The sequence below is a fragment of the Streptomyces sp. SudanB5_2050 genome, from assembly GCF_964272335.1.
GTDB lineage: Bacteria > Actinomycetota > Actinomycetes > Streptomycetales > Streptomycetaceae > Streptomyces > Streptomyces rochei.
The window spans coordinates 16,205-33,954 of sequence record NZ_OZ186761.1; the positions used below are offsets into that span (position 1 = coordinate 16,205).

Consider the following 17,750-nt stretch of genomic DNA (forward strand, 5'->3'; position numbering starts at 1 on the left):
GGCGAGGACGGCCGGGGACGGCAGGGGGGCGGGCACCGCAGGTGCCCGCCCCCCGCCACGTGTTCAGGGTGCGCCGGGCCCCGCCAGGGACCGGTCCACCAGCGCTCCCGCCGCCCCCGTGTAGGCGGCCGGGTCCAGCAGCGCGGCCAGTTCCGCGGCGGTGAGCACGCCCTTGAGCGCCGGGTGTTCGGCCAGCACGTCGGCCAGCGGACGGCGGGTCTCGGCCGCCCGGTGGGACGCCTGGGTCAGCAGGTCCTTCGCCTGCGACCTGCCCAGCCGGGGGGCGAGGGCGGCGCAGACGCGCTCGGACACGATCTGCCCGCCGGTCACCCGGAGGTTGGCGCGCATCCTGCCGGGATGCACGACGAGCCCTGCGGCCAGCTCGACGGCGGTCCGGGCGGCGCCGCCCGTCAGGCGCAGCGCCTCCCGCAAGGGCTGCCACTCGGCGTGCCAGACGCCGGCGGAACGTTCGTCCTCGGCGGGCAGGCAGTGGGCCAGGACGGAGGCGAGGGCGGGCACCTGCAGGGCGGCCGAGCGGATGAGGGTGGCGAGGACCGGGTTGCGTTTGTGCGGCATGGCCGAGGAGGCGCCGCGGCCCGCGCCGGCCGGCTCGGTGGCTTCCCCGATCTCGGTGCGGGTCAGCACCTGGACGTCGACGGCGATCTTGCCCAGCGCGCCGGTGGTGTGGGCCAGTGCCGCGCCGAGGTCGGCGACGGGGGTGCGCAGCGCGTGCCAGGGCAGGGCGGGCACCGCCAGTGCGGTCTCGTCGGCGTAGGCGGCGGCCAGGTCGTCGATGAGGGACTCGGGTGTGGTGTGGGGGCCTGCGTACTGGAGGTAGCCGGCGAGGGTGCCGGCCGCGCCGCCGAGGGAGACGGGCAGTCCGTGGCCGACACGGGTCAGGCGTTCGGCGGCTTCCAGGACCAGTTGCCGCCAGCCGGCCGCCTTCAGGCCGAACGTGGTGGGCACGGCGTGCAGGGTCAGGGTGCGGCCGGCCATGACGGTGTCGCGGTGGCGGACGGCGAGTTCGGCCAGGGCGTCGGCGACGGCGTGCAGGTCGGCGATGATCAGCCGCAGTGCCCGGGCCGAGACGAGCATGGCCGCGGTGTCGAAGACGTCCTGGCTGGTGGAGCCGCGGTGGACGTACTCGGCTGCCTCGGGCGACCGTTGCGCCACCACTGCCGTCAGCGCCTTGACCAGGGCGACAACGGGGTTGGCGGTCTCGCGGGCGTCGAGGGCCAGCCGGCGCACGTCGAGGTGGTCGGCGCGGGCGCAGTCGGTGATGGTGCGGGCCGCGCTCTCGGGGACCGTTCCGCAGCGTGCCTGGGCGCGGGCCAGGGCCGCCTCGGCGTCGAGCATGGCCTGCAGCCAGGCGGTGTCGCTGACGGCGGCCTCGACGCGGGTGCCGGCGCGGACCGGGGAGAGCAGGCCGGTGTCCGGGGGGCAGGAGGGGGCGGTCCCGGTGGGCTGGTCGTGGGTCATGATGCCTTCCTCGCCGCCTGTGGTCCGGGGGTGCCGGGGGGAGGGACGATGCCCGACGCGGTCTTCGGTGCGCGTGCGCCGGCGGGCCGGGGCAGTGCGAGGGCGGCCGCCGCGATGGCGTCGGAGTCCTCCAGGGTGACCGAGCCGACCCCCGGCCTGATGCCGGCCGCGGTCACCCAGTGCACGGCCTCGGTGGGCACGCCGTAGGCGAAGCGGCGCGGGTGGGCGGTGCCGTGGGCGTCCACCAGGTGGTACGGGCGGGCGGAGACGGCGAGTCCGCCGGTCTCGTAGTCCTCGCCGTTCGCGCCGGGGATGCGGTAGGGGCGGCACTGGCCGGTGCGCAGCAGGTGGCTCATCAGGGGGTCCGCGGTGCGGCGCAGGTCGATGTCGGGCAGCCGGGACTCGATCAGCGTGGTGGCGTGGACCCGCACGCCGGGGATGTCGCTCGTGCCCGTGAAGCGGGGGCCGTCGGGGGTGTCGGGGTCGGTGTCGACGCGCATGCCCGGGCCGGTGACCTCGAGGATGCCGGCGTCGATGAGGGCGGCCATCTCCTCGATGCGGGAGGCGGGCGGGCCGATGGACAGGTAGGCGTTGAGCGGGGTGTACCACCGGTCGAGTTCGTCGCGGTGGGAGGGTGCGTCGAGTCCGCCGTGGTCGATGGCGAGGCGTATCTCGTTGCGCAGGTCGCGCAGGACGTCGAGGGCTGCCTTGCGGGGGCCGCTGACGTTGCCGAGGCGGGCCTCGCGGACGTCGTCGTCGAGGTGGGCGCGCAGCCAGGTGCGGAATTCGGTCAGGTCGCCGAAGGTGCGTTGCCCGTAGGGGCGGGAGACGCGTTCCCAGTCCCAGCGTTCGCCGGCGGGGACGGCGTAGGTGTCGAGGAGGTGTTCTTCCGCGGTGCCGGGGGCGGCGTGCAGGTACCGTCCGGCGAAGTCGGCCACCTGGGCGGGGGTGTGGCCGCGGGCGGTGAGCAGGGCCTCGTAGTAGACGCTCTGCACCTCCTTGGCGATCAGCGGCCACAGGTCGGTGCCGAAGCGGACCGGGCGGGGCCGGCCGGCGGTTGTGCGCAGGGCTTCGGCGTGCCGGGCGGTGAGCAGTCTGGGCAGGTGGCGGCCGTGGGCGCCCTTCTCGTTGTCGCCGCGTGCGTGGTAGGGCACCCCGCGCCGGGATCCGGCGTACAGGCGGGGTTCGCGGCCCGAGGGGCGGTAGCGGAGCCGGCCGTCGACGCGTGCGAAGGTGCCGCCCCGGCCGTGGGTGAACAGGGCCATGTAGTCGAAGAAGTTCAGGCCGAGTCCGCGCAGCAGGACCGGTTCTCCGGCGCCGACGGAGGTCAGGTCGGCGTCGGCGGGGTTGGAGGGGGCCAGGTAGGTCAGGCCGTGCCGGGCGGCGAAGGCGGCGAGCCGCCGTTCGGTGGCGGTGGGGCGGGCCGGTACGTGGCCCTGGGCGAGGATCACCGCGGACAGTCCGGTCAGCCGGGTGCCGTCCTCCAGGAGCACGGTCTGGGCCGACCGGGCGGGGGGCGCCGTGTCCGGTGCCAGGGCGACGGCCCGCGTGCGGTGCACCCGCACGGTGACGTGGGCCGGCGCTTCGGCGGTGACCTGCCGGAACACCCACATCAGGTAGTGGCCGTACAGGGCGCGGGTGGGGTAGCTGTCCGGGCCGAGGGCACGTGCCTCGGTGAGGATCTCCTCGTCGTGGGCGAGGTCGGGGCCGGGGGCCAGGGCTCCGGCGCCCACCGCTTTGGCCCACTGGTGGAGGCTGGGGCCTTCCTCCAGGGGGCCTTCGGTGCGCACGCTGGCGTCGGTGAAGACCGTGACCTGGGAGGCGACGGTGTTCATCAGCAGGTGCCGGGACTGCGCGGGCCGCCAGACCCGGCCCGCGCCGGGGGGTGAGGGGTCGACGACGTGCACCGTGACGCTGTCCCAGCGGGGGACCTTGCGTTCGTGGGCGCACAGCCGCTCCAGTACGGACAGTCCGCGCGGTCCGGCGCCGACGACGCACAGGTCGACGTGCCCGCCGTATGCGGTGAACCCGTGCTCGGGAACCGGCTGCCGCCGTCCGGCCGGGTCGGGGTGCCTGACCGGGAATCCGGCGAGCCGGTCCGGGCCATCGTCAGGTGAACGGTCCACAGTCGCCTCCTTGTGCGCCACCGTCGGCCGTGGCGCTCAATCAGGGCTCGGTCCCCGCTGGAGGGCGGCGCCGCGCGGCGGGCGGCGGCGGGCGTGCGGTCACATCCGCGTGGCCTCGTGCGTCAGGGTGGTGAGGAACCGATCGGGAGGAGAGCGGGCATGGACGAGCGGGAATGGCTGGCCGAGCAGTTCGAGGGCGCCCGCGGGCATCTGCGGGCGGTCGCGTACCGCATGCTGGGCTCGCTCACCGAGGCCGACGACGCCGTGCAGGAGGCGTGGCTGCGGCTGAGCCGGGCCTATGACAGCGACATCGAGAACCTGCGGGGCTGGCTGACCACGGTGGTGGGCCGGGTGTGCCTGGACATGCTGAAGTCGCGCCGGGTGCGTCGGGAGGACCCGTTCGAGTCGGTGGTCCACGTGCCGGACTACGTCCACGAGGAGGAGGGCGACCCGGAGCAGCGGGCGCTGCTGGCGGACTCGGTGGGGCTGGCGCTGCTGGTGGTGCTGGAGGCGCTGGACCCGGCGGAGCGGCTGGCGTTCGTGCTGCACGACATGTTCGGGGTGCCGTTCGACGAGATCGCGCCGATCGTCGAGCGGACGCCGGCGGCGGCGCGGCAGTTGGCCAGCCGTGCGCGGCGCCGGGTGCGCGGGGGGACCCCGGTGTCCGATCCCGACCTGGCCAAGCGGCGCGAGGTGGTCGACGCGTTCTTGTCGGCGGCGCGCGGCGGTGACTTCGATGCGCTGCTGAACGTGCTGGACCCGGGTGTGGTGGCGCGTTCGGACGGCCGGTTCGGGGTGCGGGGTGCGGTGGCGGTGGCCTCGACGGCGTCGAGGTTCGCGCGGATCGCCGAGGTGGCCCAGCTGGCGCTGATCAATGGTGCGCCCGGTGTGATCGCCGCGCACGCGGGAGAGGGTTTCCGGGCGATGACGTTCGACGTCCGGGACGGCCGCATCGTCGAGATCGACGTCATCACCGATCCGCAGCGGCTGTTGACGTTCGACCTGGCGCTGCTGGACGCCTGAACGCGCCGCCGGGGGCCGGTGTCCGGCCGGCTCCACCGGATCCGGGCTGTTGCCCCAGTGGAGTTCGAGCCACGTGCCGTCTAATCGCCCGCGCAGCGGTTCTCTGCCCCTTCGGCAGCGAACGTACCCATGGGCGAGGAGGCTTTCGCGTGGCACATGACGAGATGACGGGTGGTGCTTTCCCGCCCACGGCGGTCGGTGATCCGGGCCCGGCCCGGCCCGGCGGCTCGGCCGGGGTGCCTGACGGCGGACCGCAGAAGGCGGCGGGGCGTGCCCGTTCGGCGCGGCTGGACTCCCTGACGGGGCTGCGCTTCGGTGCGGCGCTGCTGGTGTTCTTCAACCACGTGGGGCTGCCCTTCCCCCATCTGCGGCTGCTGGAGTCGGACTCGGCGGCGATGAACCTGTTCGACGTGACCGGGAACGCGGGCGCGCTGGGCGTGACGTTCTTCTTCGTCCTGAGCGGCTTCGTCCTGACGTGGTCGGCCCGCGACCGGGACACGGCACCGAGGTTCTGGCGCCGCCGGCTGGTGAAGATCTACCCGAACTACGTGATCACCTGGGCGCTGGCGCTGGTGCTGTTCGCGTCGGTGTACACCACGACGGGGACGGCGATCGCCAACCTGTTCATGGTGCACGTGTGGGTACCGGACTTCGAGGTGTTCTCCAGCGTGAACCAGCCGAGCTGGTCGCTGGGGTGCGAGGCCTTCTTCTACGCCTGCTTCCCGCTGCTGCACTCCTGGTTCCAGCGGATCCGTGCCGAGCACCTGAAGTACTGGATCGTGGGTGTGACCGCGGGCATCATCGCCACGCCCTGGGCGGCGTACGTGTTCATCGCGGACAAGCCGTACTTCCCGGGGGCCTCGCTGGGTGCGACGGTCTCCGCCGAGCAGTACTGGTTCGCCTACAACCTTCCGGTGACGCGCGTGCTGGACTTCGCGCTGGGCATGCTGGTCGCTCAGGCGGTCGTGCGCGGGCGCTGGTTCAACATCGGCATGGTGTGGTCGGGCGTGCTGCTGGCCGGCAGTTATGTGCTCTGCTCCCACGTGCCGTTCCTGTATTCGCAGCGTTCGGTGACGATCATCCCGATCGTGCTGCTGATCGCGGCCGCCGCGACCGCGGACATCCGGGGCACGGCGAGCTGGTTCCGCGGCCGGACCATGCTGTGGCTGGGCGAGATCTCGTTCGCCTTCTACCTGGTCCACTTCATCGTGCTGACCTACATGCGCAAGGAGTTGGAGGGCACCTTCTCGGTCGCCGAGACCACCGGTCTGGTGGCGCTGGGGCTGGTGATCAGCGTGCTGGCGTCGTGGGCGCTGTACGCGCTGGTGGAGCGGCCGATCACCCGGCGGTTCTCCTCCTCGCGGCGTGCCCGGCGTGCGGCGGCGTCCTGAGGTCGGGCGCCGTCCCGGCACGGCGGCCCGGCCTCCGCGAGGGAGTGCCGGGCCGCCGTGGCGCGGTTCACCAGGCCTGGCCGGCCACCTGACGGGTGGTGGCGTTGAGGCGGTTGAAGAAGTTGGCCACCGCCGTCATCATCACGAGCGCGGCCAGGCCCTTCTCGTCGTAGTGGCGGGCGGCCTCGTCCCAGACGGCGTCCGGGACGGCGTCCTCGCGGTCGGCGAGGCGTGTGGCGTGCTCGGCGAGGGCCAGGGCGGCGCGTTCGGCGTCGGTGAAGAAGGGCGCCTCCCGCCAGGCGGCCACGGTGGCGAGGCGTTCCTCGGTCTCCCCCGCCTTGCGGGCGCTGCGGGAGGACGCGTCGACGCAGGCGCTGCAGCCGTTGATCTGGCTGACCCGCAGGTGCACCAGCTCCAGGGTGAGCTGCGGGACACCGCCCTGCCGGGTGGCCTTCATCAGGGCGCCGACTCCCTGCATGGCGTCGGGAAGGACACCGGCCGGGTTGGTCATCCGTGCTTCCATGATCGAGTTCTGCTTTCGGTGAGTGCGGACAGGACATGCGGTGTGCGGGGGACGGCCGCGGGGGTGTCAGGCGCGCGTTTCGTCGTGGCGTACCAGGGGCCAGTCGACGCAGACACGGGCCGTTCTCCCGAAGTAGGTGGTGAGGATGTTGAGGGCGACGTGGGCGACGACCTCGGTGATCTGTGCGCCGGACAGGCCGCCGCCGCGGGCGGCGGCCAGTTCGGCGTCGGTCAGTGCTCCCCGGTGGTGCATCAGGGAACGGGTGAGGGACAGTGCCGCCTCGGTGAACGGGTCCTCGGCCTCTCCCCGGCGGGCGCGGTGGGCCTGGTGCCGGCTGAGGCCGGCCAGCCTGGTGCCGGTGTAGGTGTGCCAGGACAGGCCGTAGTCGCAGCCGGTGTGCTGTGCGACCAGCAGCGCGATGCTCTCCTGGACGGGTACGGGGAGGCCTCCCCCGCGCAGGGCGCGCCGCAGGTCCAGGAATCCCTTGAGCGCCGCGGGGCTGTTCGCCATCGCCTTGGCGAGGTTGGGCGTCAGGCCCAGCGCCTGCTGGACCTCCTCCAGCAGGGCCGCCGCCTCACCGGTGGCGTTCTCCGGCTGGATGAGGGGAAGTCCGCTCACGGTGCGGGCCTCGCTTCCTGGGTCTGGAGCATCGCGTGGTGCGGCGGCCCTCCCGGTCCCGGCGGGCCCGGCCGGTCACCAGGGCAGCGGGCCCTCGTTCTTGAAGAACTGGGCGTTGGGGCCGTCGGCGTCCAGCGTCGCCAGGCGTACGGCGATCCTGGCGCCCTCGGCGGCCGTGATGAAGCCCATGCCGTTGTTGATGTCGGTGATGCAGTAGCCGGGGTCGCAGGCGTTGACCTTGATCGGGGTGCCCCACAGTTCCTTGGCGTAGGTCACGGTGATCATGTTGAGTGCGGCCTTGGACGAGTTGTACGGCATGTTGTTCAGCGGCCACAGCGGGCTGTCCTCGACCATCACCTGGGTCTTGGAGCCGAGTTCGCTGGACTGGTTGACGATGCGGGCGGCCGGCGACTTGCGCAGCAGCGGCAGCATGGCGTTGGTCACCGTGACGACGCCGAACACGTTGGTCTCGTAGATCCGGCGCAGCGTCTGTGCCGTCGTGGCGCTCGGGGTGCCCTGGGGTGGCGGAACGGTGACGCCGGCGTTGTTGACGAGGATGTCCAGGCGCCCGTACTCCGCCTCGATCCACCGGGCGGCGGCCTCGACGCTGTCCGGGTCGGTGACGTCGAGCTGGACGTACGGCTGCCCGAGCTGCTCCGCCGCTTCCTTGCCGCGCTGCTCGTCCCGCGCGCCGATGACGGCGGTGATGCCGAGCTCGCCGAGCTGGCGCGCTATCTCGAAACCGATTCCCTTGTTTGCTCCCGTGATGAGAGCGATCTTGTCGGTCATCCCTGCCTCTCCACTGCAGCATCCGGAAGGTGGCCTTCGGGTCTGCCACCAGCGTGGACGAGGCCGTTCATAGGTACGCGATGCGTTCGCTATAGGTGCCGGGCCGGTGGACGGGCCGGTGTCAGGAGGGAACTGCGGCAGTCATGACGGTGCGTTTCTCGATCCTGGGCCCGGTGGAGGTGTCGGTGGCCGGGCGGCCGCTGCCGGGGATGGCGCCCCGGCACCGGGGGGTGCTGGCCCATCTGCTGCTGAACGCCCGGACCGTGCTCGGCGCGGGGCAGATCATCGACGCGATGTGGGGGCCGGCGCCGCCGGACACCGCCCGGGCGCAGATCCACGCCTCGGTCGCGGCCGTGCGCCGGGTCCTGCGCGCCGCGGGTGCGGCCGAGCTGCTGCAGACCCGGCCGGCCGGGTACGTGATGGCTCTTGAGCCCGGTCAGCTGGACCTGGAGGACTTCGGCGACCGGCTGCGCGAGGCGGACCGGGCGGACGACCCGGCGCACGCCGCGGAGCAGATCAGGCAGGCGCTGTCGCTGTGGCGGGGGCGGCCGCTGGCGGACGTGAAGGCCGACTACGCCGCCGGCGCGCGGGTGCGCCTTCAGGAGCGGCGGCTGACCGCCTACGAGCACCTGGCCGATCTGGAGCTGTCGTTGGGCCGGCACGAGCAGCTCGTCGACGAGCTGTCCGCGCTGGTGGCCGCGCATCCGCTGCGGGAGAGGCTGACCGGCCGGCTGATGCTGGCCCTGCACCGGGCGGGCCGGCAGGCCGACGCCCTCGCGGCCGCCCGGGGGCTGCGCCGGGCGCTCGCCGAGCAGCAGGGCCTGGACCCCGGGCGGGAGTTCGCCGCGCTGGAGCAGGCCGTCCTGCGCGACGACCCGGCGCTGGCGGCCCGGACGCACCCGGCACCAAGGCCAGGGACAGGGGCAGGGGCAGGGGCAGGGCCGGGGACAGGGGCAGGGCGGGGGCTGGGTGCCGCCGGTGGGCCGGCGGCGCCGGCGCCGCCCGGGCGGGCACGGGTGCCGCACCCGCCGCGGCCGAACTTCCTGCCCTACGACTCGCCCGACTTCTCCGGGCGCGCCGCCGAGCTGGCTCAGCTGCTGGCCGAACCCTGCGGTGAGGACGGGGAGGTGACGGTGTCGGTGATCGACGGCATGGCGGGCATCGGCAAGACGGCCCTGGCCGTGCATGCCGGGCACCGGCTCGACGAGCGGTACCCGGACGGGCGGCTCTTCGTCGACCTCCAGGCCCACACGGCGGGGCGGGCGCCCATGGACGCGGGCAGCGCGCTCGGGGTGCTGCTGCGCCAGCTCGGGATCCCCGCCGAGCAGATCCCGGTGTCGGTCGCGGAGCGGGCCGGGCTGTGGCGGGCCGAACTGGCCGGCCGCCGGGTGCTGGTGGTGCTCGACAACGTGGCCGGCACCGACCACGTACGGCCGTTCCTGCCCGGGGCGACCCGCAGTCTGCTGCTGGTCACCAGCCGGCGACGGCTGACGGGCCTGGACGGGGCGGCGTGTCTGTCGCTCGACCCGCTGCCGGCGGCGGACGCGATCGAGCTGTTCACCAGGATCGTCGGGCAGCGGGTGGACGACGAACCGCTGGCCGCGCTGGACATCCTGCACCTGTGCGGCTTCCTTCCGCTCGCGGTGCGGATCGCCGCCGCCCGGCTGCGGCACCGGCAGCAGTGGACCGCGGCCCACCTGGCCGACCGGCTGCGCGACCAGCGCCGCCGCCTGGCCGAACTGTCCACGTCCGAGCGGGGCGTCGCCGCCGCCTTCGCCATGTCGTACCAGCAGCTGGAGACCGAGCAGCGGCGGATGTTCCGGCTGCTGGGACTGCACCCGGGCCCCGACGTCGGCAGCCGCGCGGCGGCGGCACTGGCGGGGGTGACACCCGAGCGGGCCGAACGCCTGCTGGAGGACCTGCTGGACGCGCACATGGTGCGCCAGGACGAGGCGGACCGCTACACCCTCCACGACCTGCTGCGCCAGTACGCGCACGCCCTCGCCGAGGACGAGGAGAGCCCCGCCGCGCGGCGGGCCGCGCTGACCCGGCTCTTCGACCACTGTGTCGCCGGTGCGTCGGCCGCCGCCGCGCTGCTGTTCCCCGAGGACCCGCGCACCGACGCCCCCGGCGCGCCGCCGGTGCCGCTGCGCGACGCGCGGGAGGCGGAGGCGTGGCTGGACGCCGAACGCGCCGGCCTGGTCGCGGCCGGCGCGTACACGGCCGCGCACGGATGGCCCGCGCACACGGCCCGCCTGGCCTCCGCCCTGCACCGCTACCTGTACGACCGCGCCTTCCACGCCGACGCGCTCGCGCTGGCCGAGCAGGCACTGCGGGCCAGCGCCCACCGCGGTGACCGCACCGCTCAGGGCCGGTTCTCGACCGATCTGGCATGGCTGCACTGGCGCCGGGGCCGCCACGACCGGGCGTGCGAACACGCCGCCCGTGCGGCGCGCCTGGCCCGGCAGACGGAGGACCGGCTCGGTGAGGCACGGGCCCGGGACTGCCTGGGCCACCTGTTCCTGCGGGGCGAGGACCACGAGCAGGCCCACGACAGCTTCCTGACGGCGCTGCGGCTCTTCCGCGCCGCCGACGACCGGTACGGCGAGGCCCGCAGCCAGGTGGGCCTGGGCCTGGTGCACGAGCGCCTGGGCCGCTACGAGGCCGCCCGGGACCACCACCGGCGGGCCCTGCAGCTCTACCGGGAGCTGGGCGACCAGGGCGGCGAGGCCGTGGCGCTGATGGGCCTCGGGTCGGTGCACGGACAGCAGGGGCGGCACGGACAGGCCCACGGTCTGGCGCTGCGGGCCCTGCGGGTGCAGCGGTCGCTGGGCAACCGGGGGCACGAGACGGAGGCGCTGAACGCGCTGGGCGAGGCCGCGCTGGCCCTGGGCGCGCCCCGGCAGGCGGCGGAGCAGCACGCGGCGGCGCTCGCCCTCGCCAGCGAGGTGGGGTTCCGTCCCGAGCAGGCACGTGCCTTCCAGGGGCTGGCGCGGGCCCACGACGCGCTCGGCCGCCCCGATCTGGCGCGGGGTTACGCCCGCCGCGCGCTGTCGCTCGCCCCGGTCCGCGCGGTGCCGGGGACCGCGCGGGCGGGCGCAGCGGCCGTCGGCGGGGCCGGGTGAGCCGCAAGGGCACCGGCGGCGGGCCAGGGGTGGCTGCGGGTGAGCCGGGGGTGGGTCGGGGGTGGCTGCGGGCGGGGCGGGGTGGGGGTGGCTGCGGGTGGGCTGGGAGTGGGCCGGAGGGCACCGGCCGCGGGCCCGGCCGGACTCGACTCCTGGTCCAGTGACCTGCGATGCACTGTGCACCCGGCCTGCCAGGCCACCATCCGAGGAGAGGGACGGCAGCACCATGACGCGACCCGTAGTGGCGGTGACCGCCGACGCGACGACAGTGAACTGGAACATCTGGGGCGACGTGGCGGTGGCGGTGCTGCCGCAGCCGTATCTGGACAAGGTGGCGCAGGCGGGCGGCGCCCCGGTGCTGCTGCCCCCGCTCGTGGAGGCGGTGGAGTCCGTGATGGAGCGGGTGGACGCCCTGCTGATGAGCGGTGGCGCGGACATCGACCCGGCCCTGTACGGCGCCCGGCCCGGTGAGTTCGTCTTCCCGCCGCACCCGGCGCGTGACGCGGCGGAGCTGGCCGCCCTGGCCGTGGCGGAGCGGCGGGGCATCCCCGTCCTCGGGGTCTGCCGGGGTCTGCAGCTGATCTCGATCACCCGCGGCGGCACCCTCGACCAGCACCTGCCCGAGCACTCCCCCGCCGTGCCCGGCCGTTACGAGCCGCGCACCATCCGGGTGAAGCCCGACTCGCTGCTGGGCGGCGCGCTCGGACCGTCGCCGACCGTGTACTGCCACCACCACCAGGGCATCGACAAGCTCGGCGCCGGGCTGGTGGCCACCGCCTGGTCGGACGACGGCGTCATCGAGGGGGCGGAGGCCGAGGACCCGTCGGCGCCCTTCCTGGCCGGTCTGCAGGCCCACGGTGAACTGGGCGAGGACACCGTGGCTCTGTTCGAGGCGTTCATCGAGGCGGCGAAGGCCGGACCGCGCCGCTGACCGGCCTTCGCCGCCGGCCCCGGCCACAGCACGTGACGGCCGCCGCCCGCGGCCCCGCTCGATGCGGGGCCGCGGGCGGCGGCCGTCTGCGGTCGTCCCGTGCCCGGGCGCGGGACGCCGGCGAGGACCGGTCCGGTCTCCAGTGAGCCACCGCACCGCGCCGGCGGCGCGGGGGATGTGACCGCCGCACGATGCGGTGGCGGCACCGGATGGGACCCGACCCTCATCTGTCTGACGACGCGCGGGCCTCCTGTGTGACGGGGCGGGCGAAACCGGTGCCGGACCGGTGTGCGCCGGCCGGTCAGACGCCGGCCGCGCCGACGGCGTGCGCCCTGCTGCCGGCGGTGTCCCGGCCGCGGCCGAACCAGCGCTCCAGTGCCTGCCCGAGCAGTTCCACGCCGTCCGGGGCCGCCCAGGCGACATGGCCGTCGGGGCGCAGCAGCACCGCGGCGGGACGGTCCCCGGTCACGGGCTCGGTCCACTCCCCCACGACCGTGCGGACCCGGTCGTCCCAGCCGGCGGCGGCCCCGCGGACGCGCGCGGCGTCGTCCGCCGCGCCGGTGACCAGGAGTACACCGCGCGCCGGGTGGAGCAGCTCGGCGACCCGGGTGCGGCCGCCGTCCTCGAGCAGCAGCTCGTGGCCGGGAGCCAGCCGCAGACCGAGCAGCGGATGGTCGCCGGGACCCATGTCGTAGCGGATGTCGACGCCGCTGACGATCCCGGCCAGGTGCCGGGCGGCCTCGGGCAGTTCCACCAGTTCACGCATGACGGCGCGCAGCGGCTCCATCTCGTCGCCGGTGAGGTAGAGGCGGGTCTGGGCGCGGGTGTTGCGCATCAGCTTCTCGCCGACCGGGTGCCGCTCGCTCTCGAAGGTGTCGAGCAGGCCTTCGGGTGCCCAGCCGTTGACGGCCGCGGCCAGCTTCCAGCCGAGGTTCGCGGCGTCCTGGACGCCGACGCTCATGCCCTGCGCCCCGGCCGGCATGTGGATGTGGGTGGCGTCGCCGGCGAGGAAGACCCGGCCGCTGCGGTAGTGCTCGGCCTGGCGGGTGGTGTCGGTGAAGGAGCTGATCCAGCGGACCTCCGCGTGGTGCAGCGACTCGCCGGTCATGCGCTGCCAGGCGTCGGCGATGTCGGTGAACCTCAGGGCGCTCTTGTCCTCGGGCGGGCGCAGGTTCTCGTCGTGGATGACGATCCGGTCCACGCCGTTCTCCAGGTTGAACGCCATCACCATGCCGCCCGGCACCTTCTCGCCGATGGGCCGCTGCCGCACCCCGGCGCCGACCAGGTCGGCCATGTACATGCCGCGGGTGGCGCCCCAGCCCTTGAAGTCGATGCCCGCCAGGGTCCGCACGAGGCTGCGTGCCCCGTCGCAGCCCACCAGGTACTGCGCGGTGTCCTCACCGTGCCCGTCCGGGCCCTCGTACTCGACGACGACGCCGTCCGGCCTCTCCCGGTAGCCGGTCACCTCGTGGTTGCGCAGGACGGGCACGCCCAGTTCCTTGAGCCAGTTCTCGAGGATCTCCTCGGTGCGGAACTGGGGTACGCCGCGGACGCTGAAGTGATTGTCGTCCAGCTTGCCGAAATCGATGCGTACGCCGCCGAAGTGGCCCTGGGCCCATTCGACGTCGCCGAAGCGTTCCAGCAGACCGCGCTGCTCGAACACCTCGGCCGCCCGGCGGGTGAAGCCGACGCCGCGCGACTCCCCGCTGGGTCCGGGCAGCTTGTCGTAGACCACCACGTCCACGCCGCCGAGCCGCAGTTCACCGGCGAGCATCAGCCCGACCGGACCGGCGCCGACGACGATCGCGCCCTTTGCCATGTCGTACTCCTCATGCAGATGGATGGCGTGAGTCAGCCGAAGAAGTCGAGCAGGGCCCCGGCGACGACCTCGGGCTCCTCCTCGGGCAGGTAGTGCACCGACTTCGACGCCCGCACCATGCGCACGTCGGTGCCCTGCGCGGTGAGCTTGCGCTGAAGGTCCTCGTAGGTGAAGTTGCCGCCGATGCCGAGTACGGGCATGGTCAGCCTGCCGTAGCCGGCCAGGTCGGCGATGTCCTGGTGGCACGCCTGGTACCAGCCGGTGCCGGCCCGGATGGCCTGCGGGCTGTTGTAGGCGTGCGCGTAGATCTCGCGGTCGGCCTCGCCGACCAGGTTCTGGTCGGCCAGGGAGTGGGCGAACAGCCAGTCGATCACGTGGCGCATGCGGCCGCACATCAGCTGTTCCGGCAGCTGCTGGAGCTGGTTGACCGCCCACCACCACAGGGCGGTTCCGGTCCCGGGCCGGTACAGCAGCCGCAGGTCGTACTCGCTCTCGTCGGGGTGCGGGGTGTCCAGCAGTGCCAGCCTGCGGGTCGCTTCGGGGTGGTTGGCGGCGAAGGCGAACGCCACCATGGCCCCGATGTCGTGTCCGGCGATGTCCACCTGCCGGTGGCCCAGGTGCCGTACCAGGGCGTGCAGGTCCGCCGCCATCGTCTTCTTGTCGTAGCCGCCCGCGGGCTTGTCCGAGCCGCCCATGCCGCGCAGGTCGACGGCGATGACGCGGTGGGTGCGGGCGAGCTGGGGCATGACCTTGCGGTACGCCCACCAGGTCTGCGGCCAGCCGGGCACGAGCAGCAGGGGCCGTCCGTGCCCGCCGGTCACGTAGTGCAGGCGCACGCCGTTGACCGTGGCGCAGCGGCTGCGGAAGCCGCCGGGCAGGGAGCGGGCCAGTTCGCTGTCGGAGGGCACGGAGCCGGTGTGTTCGCGGGCGTGGGAGGCAGTGGTGGTGCCCGTCATGGCGAGGGCCGTCGCTCCTGTGCCCAGGGCGAGCATCGTGCGTCTGTTCAGCGTCATCTACCCAAGTCCTCGTCGCTTCGTGGCCGGTGGGCCAATCAGGCGCGGAAGGCGCCGGCGTGCTGGTCCGCCCATACGGTGAAGGGGCGGGCCGGGTGTCCGGTGAGCTGCTCGACGTGGTCGGTGAGCGGCACCGGCGCCGTGCTGGCCGCCCACAGCTTCAGCAGCGCGTCGGCGATGTCGTCCGGCATGAAGTCCGGCTTGTTGGCCCGCCACACCTGCGGGGGGATCCGCTCGACGGGGATGTCCCGGCCCGCCGCGGCCGCGATGATCGCGACGTGCTCGGCGAAGGTGAGGGACTGCGGCCCGGTGAGGTGGTACGACCGGCCGCGCAGCGCGGGGTCGGTGAGGACCGCGCACGCCGCTTCCGCGATGTCGCGCTCGTTGACCGGATCGGCGTGGCTGTCCGGGTAGGGCAGGCCCACCGCGCCGCGCGCTTTCAGCGACCACGCCCAGGGCAGCGCGTTGCCGGCCAGTGCGCCGCAGTTCAGGGGCGTGGAGGTGAGGGACGAGGCGGCGAGGGCCTGCTCGACGGCGAGGTGGGGGGCGGCGATCGGGTCGTCGGCGGCTGAGGGGCGCAGCACGGCGTCGGCGGACATGATCACGACGTGTTCCACGCCGGCTTTCTCGGCCTGCGCCACGAAGGCGTCGACCGCCGCCGGCTCGGCGTACAGGAAGACGGAGTCGACACCGTCGAGGGCGGCGGCGAAATCGGCCGGGGTGTCGAGTGCGAGCCGTACCGACTCGGTGCCCGCGGGCAGGGACAGCTTCTCGGGGTTGCTGGAACCGGCGCGGACGGCGACTCCCTGCTCGTGCAGTACCTGCACGAGCAGGGAGCCGACCTTGCCTCGGCTGCCGGTGACGAGGACGGTCATGACAGTGGCCTTCCGGGGGTCTGGGGCGGGGTGAGGGCCCGGCGGGGTGCCGGCGCGGCCTGCGCGGCGTCGCCGGTGGCGGGGTGTTCGGCGGTGGCGGGGTGTTCGGCCGTGGCGGGCGGTGCCGCCGGGCGGTCGGCCTGCGGGTGGCGGCCCCGGTGTGCGAGACGGCCGGGGCCAGGCGGGCCTGCGCCGGTGTCAGACCGCGGCCGCGCCGAACCAGCGGGTGAGGGCGTCGGTCACATCGCCGCCGTCCGGGGCCGCCCAGACGACATGGCCGTCGGGACGCAGCAGCACCGCTTCGGGGCCGCCGTCCTCCGCCCAGGTGCCGGCGACGACGTCGACCCGGTCGGACCAGTCGGCGGCGGTCTTGTGGACGGTGGAGGGGTCGCCGGTGGCGATCAGCACGCCCCGGGCCTCGTGCAGCAGTTCGGCGACCCGGACGCGGGTGCCGTCGGCGCGTTGCAGCACGCGCTGCGGCGGCAGGCGCAGGCCCAGCAGCGGGTGGTCGCCGGCTCCGACGTCGTAGCGGATGTGCAGGCCGCTGACCTGGCCGGCCAGATAGCGGGCCGCGTCGGGGATGCGCACGAGTTCGCGCATGACCGCGCGCAGCGGCTCCATCTCCTCGCCGCTGAGGTAGAGCAGCGACTGGGCGTGGACGTTGCGCAGCAGCTGCTCGCCGAGCGGGTGCCGCTCGGCGTGGTAGGTGTCGAGGAGGCCGTCGGGGGCCCAGCCGTTGATCGTCGCGGCCAGTTTCCAGCCGAGGTTGACGGCGTCCTGGAGGCCGACGCTGACGCCCTGCGCGCCCAGCGGCGCGTGGTCGTGGGCGGCGTCGCCGGCGAGGAGGACGCGGCCGCTGCGGTACTGCTCGGCGAGGCCGGTGGCGTTGGTGAGGGCGGTCATCCAGCGGGTGCGGCCGTGGTGGATGGACTCGCCGGTCATGCGCTGCCAGGCGTCGGCCACCTCGGTGAAGGTCAGCGTGCCCTCGCCGTGGTGGGGGCGGACGCCGGGCTCGTGGATGACGATCCGGTCGTAGCCGTCGCCCAGGCCGACCGAGAGGACCATGCCGCCGCCCTCGACGCGCTCCCCGATGGGCCGCGGCCGGATGTCGGCGCCGGTGACGTCCGCCAGGTACATGCCGCGTGTCGCCTCGTCGCCCGGGAAGGCGATGCCGGCCAGGCGGCGCACGGTGCTGCGGCCGCCGTCGCAGCCGATGAGGTACTGCGCGTGGTCCTCGCCGGGACCGTCGGGGCCGTCGTAGCGGACGACGACGCCGTCCTCGGTCTCCTCGAAGCCGGTGACCTCACGGCCGCGGAGCACGGGCACGCCCAGGCGGGCCGTCCAGTCGCCGAGCAGCTGCTCGGTGCGGGACTGGGCAAGCCCCATCACTCCGAAGTGGCTCTCCTCCAGCAGGGTGAAGTCGATGCGGACGCCGCCGAAGTGGCCGTGCTGGCCCCAGCGGAATTCCCCCAGCTCGTCGAGGAGCCCACGCTGGTCGAGGACTTCGGCGGTGCGGCTGGTGAAGCCGAGGCCACGCGATTCCCCGCTGGGCGCGGGCAGTTTGTCGTAGACGACCACGTCCACGCCGCCGAGCCGTAGCTCACCGGCGAGCATCAGTCCGACCGGCCCGGCGCCGACGACTATCGCGCCCTTTGCCATGAAGTACTCCTCACGCAGATCGTTGGTGGACCGCTCCCGTGTGCGCGGCGGCAGCCAGGCACCAGGAAAGACCTCACCGATCGAGCGGCGCTGCAGCCGGAGTGCAGGGCCTCTCAAAAGCGGCGCGCCCCGCCGCGGGCCGGGTCCGGGGCGGGGTGGCGCGGGCGGTGGCGGCGGGGCGTGTGACCAGGTGTCCGTGCCCGCGGGCGGCCGGGGTGCGGGTGCTGCGGCGGCCGAGCGGGGTCGGTGACGGCTCCAGCCGGCGGCGAGCGGATGCCGAGCCGGCCGCCGTCACCGGGCCGGCCGCCGTCACCGGGCCGGCCGCCGTCGCCGGGCGGGCGCGCGGAGGCGGGCGGGGGCGCGGAGGCGGGCGGGGCGA

General features: G+C 74.3%; 13 protein-coding genes. 4 read left to right on the forward strand and 9 right to left on the reverse strand.

Features of this window, described 5'->3' with window-relative positions:
* Positions 1-63: 63 nt before the first annotated feature.
* Both pcaB and ACFZP7_RS34635 read right to left on the reverse strand, forming a co-directional pair.
* A complete protein-coding gene (pcaB, locus tag ACFZP7_RS34630) occupies positions 64-1,479 on the reverse strand; it encodes a 3-carboxy-cis,cis-muconate cycloisomerase (RefSeq protein ID WP_385638649.1) in 1,416 nt (471 codons plus the stop codon).
* On the reverse strand, positions 1,476-3,605 hold the full coding sequence (locus ACFZP7_RS34635) for an FAD/NAD(P)-binding protein (RefSeq protein WP_385638652.1): 2,130 nt from the start codon (positions 3,603-3,605) through the stop codon (positions 1,476-1,478). Before ACFZP7_RS34635 ends, pcaB begins: the two co-directional genes overlap by 4 nt.
* A 159-nt stretch (positions 3,606-3,764) precedes the next feature.
* On the opposite strand from ACFZP7_RS34635, the gene ACFZP7_RS34640 reads away from it, so the two are divergent.
* Entirely contained in the window at positions 3,765-4,628 is an 864-nt protein-coding gene (locus ACFZP7_RS34640) for a sigma-70 family RNA polymerase sigma factor (protein ID WP_019330802.1), read from the forward strand.
* Between the two features lie 149 nt (positions 4,629-4,777).
* Positions 4,778-6,019 carry an acyltransferase gene (locus ACFZP7_RS34645; RefSeq protein ID WP_223779408.1) on the forward strand — a complete coding sequence of 414 codons (1,242 nt, stop codon included), beginning with the start codon at positions 4,778-4,780 and terminating at the stop codon, positions 6,017-6,019.
* Between the two features lie 67 nt (positions 6,020-6,086).
* Here the strand turns inward: ACFZP7_RS34645 and ACFZP7_RS34650 are convergent, their stop codons facing one another.
* The 3 genes from ACFZP7_RS34650 to ACFZP7_RS34660 all read right to left on the reverse strand — a co-directional run bounded on the left by ACFZP7_RS34650 (position 6,087) and on the right by ACFZP7_RS34660 (position 7,949).
* Positions 6,087-6,542, reverse strand: a complete 456-nt coding sequence (locus ACFZP7_RS34650; RefSeq protein WP_029394606.1) for a carboxymuconolactone decarboxylase family protein — start codon at positions 6,540-6,542, stop codon at positions 6,087-6,089.
* A 66-nt stretch (positions 6,543-6,608) separates the two neighbouring features.
* Positions 6,609-7,160 (reverse strand): carboxymuconolactone decarboxylase family protein, encoded by a 552-nt coding sequence (locus ACFZP7_RS34655; protein WP_216880440.1) that lies wholly within the window; start codon positions 7,158-7,160, stop codon positions 6,609-6,611.
* A 75-nt stretch (positions 7,161-7,235) separates the two neighbouring features.
* Positions 7,236-7,949 (reverse strand): SDR family oxidoreductase, encoded by a 714-nt coding sequence (locus tag ACFZP7_RS34660; protein WP_019330806.1) that lies wholly within the window; start codon positions 7,947-7,949, stop codon positions 7,236-7,238.
* Between the two features lie 143 nt (positions 7,950-8,092).
* On the opposite strand from ACFZP7_RS34660, the gene ACFZP7_RS34665 reads away from it, so the two are divergent.
* Positions 8,093-11,074, forward strand: coding sequence for a BTAD domain-containing putative transcriptional regulator (locus tag ACFZP7_RS34665; protein WP_385638656.1), 2,982 nt, complete (start codon positions 8,093-8,095; stop codon positions 11,072-11,074).
* A 226-nt stretch (positions 11,075-11,300) separates the two neighbouring features.
* Positions 11,301-12,005 carry a gamma-glutamyl-gamma-aminobutyrate hydrolase family protein gene (locus tag ACFZP7_RS34670; RefSeq protein WP_037910493.1) on the forward strand — a complete coding sequence of 235 codons (705 nt, stop codon included), beginning with the start codon at positions 11,301-11,303 and terminating at the stop codon, positions 12,003-12,005.
* Between the two features lie 301 nt (positions 12,006-12,306).
* Here the strand turns inward: ACFZP7_RS34670 and ACFZP7_RS34675 are convergent, their stop codons facing one another.
* From ACFZP7_RS34675 to ACFZP7_RS34690, 4 genes are all read right to left on the reverse strand, one after another.
* The gene (locus ACFZP7_RS34675; protein ID WP_127438552.1) at positions 12,307-13,824 is read right to left on the reverse strand and encodes an FAD-dependent monooxygenase; all 1,518 of its coding nucleotides are present in this window, start codon (positions 13,822-13,824) and stop codon (positions 12,307-12,309) included.
* 32 nt (positions 13,825-13,856) lie between these two features.
* Complete coding sequence (locus ACFZP7_RS34680) at positions 13,857-14,837, reverse strand: alpha/beta fold hydrolase (RefSeq protein WP_385638659.1); 981 nt, start codon at positions 14,835-14,837, stop codon at positions 13,857-13,859.
* A 38-nt stretch (positions 14,838-14,875) separates the two neighbouring features.
* Positions 14,876-15,712, reverse strand: coding sequence for an SDR family oxidoreductase (locus tag ACFZP7_RS34685; protein ID WP_385638662.1), 837 nt, complete (start codon positions 15,710-15,712; stop codon positions 14,876-14,878).
* Positions 15,713-15,910: 198 nt separating this feature from the next.
* Positions 15,911-17,371 (reverse strand): FAD-dependent monooxygenase, encoded by a 1,461-nt coding sequence (locus ACFZP7_RS34690; RefSeq protein ID WP_385638665.1) that lies wholly within the window; start codon positions 17,369-17,371, stop codon positions 15,911-15,913.
* Between the last annotated feature and the right edge of the window lie 379 nt (positions 17,372-17,750).

Excerpts from the sequence above, each read along its gene's own strand:
- pcaB (WP_385638649.1), bottom strand. The coding sequence starts at position 1,479 with ATGACCCACGACCAGCCCACCGGGACCGCCCCCTCCTGCCCCCCGGAC.
- ACFZP7_RS34640 (WP_019330802.1), top strand. The coding sequence starts at position 3,765 with ATGGACGAGCGGGAATGGCTGGCCGAGCAGTTCGAGGGCGCCCGCGGG.
- ACFZP7_RS34650 (WP_029394606.1), bottom strand. The coding sequence starts at position 6,542 with ATGGAAGCACGGATGACCAACCCGGCCGGTGTCCTTCCCGACGCCATG.
- ACFZP7_RS34660 (WP_019330806.1), bottom strand. The coding sequence starts at position 7,949 with ATGACCGACAAGATCGCTCTCATCACGGGAGCAAACAAGGGAATCGGT.
- ACFZP7_RS34665 (WP_385638656.1), top strand. The coding sequence starts at position 8,093 with ATGACGGTGCGTTTCTCGATCCTGGGCCCGGTGGAGGTGTCGGTGGCC.
- ACFZP7_RS34670 (WP_037910493.1), top strand. The coding sequence starts at position 11,301 with ATGACGCGACCCGTAGTGGCGGTGACCGCCGACGCGACGACAGTGAAC.
- ACFZP7_RS34675 (WP_127438552.1), bottom strand. The coding sequence starts at position 13,824 with ATGGCAAAGGGCGCGATCGTCGTCGGCGCCGGTCCGGTCGGGCTGATG.
- ACFZP7_RS34680 (WP_385638659.1), bottom strand. The coding sequence starts at position 14,837 with ATGACGCTGAACAGACGCACGATGCTCGCCCTGGGCACAGGAGCGACG.
- ACFZP7_RS34685 (WP_385638662.1), bottom strand. The coding sequence starts at position 15,712 with ATGACCGTCCTCGTCACCGGCAGCCGAGGCAAGGTCGGCTCCCTGCTC.
- ACFZP7_RS34690 (WP_385638665.1), bottom strand. The coding sequence starts at position 17,371 with ATGGCAAAGGGCGCGATAGTCGTCGGCGCCGGGCCGGTCGGACTGATG.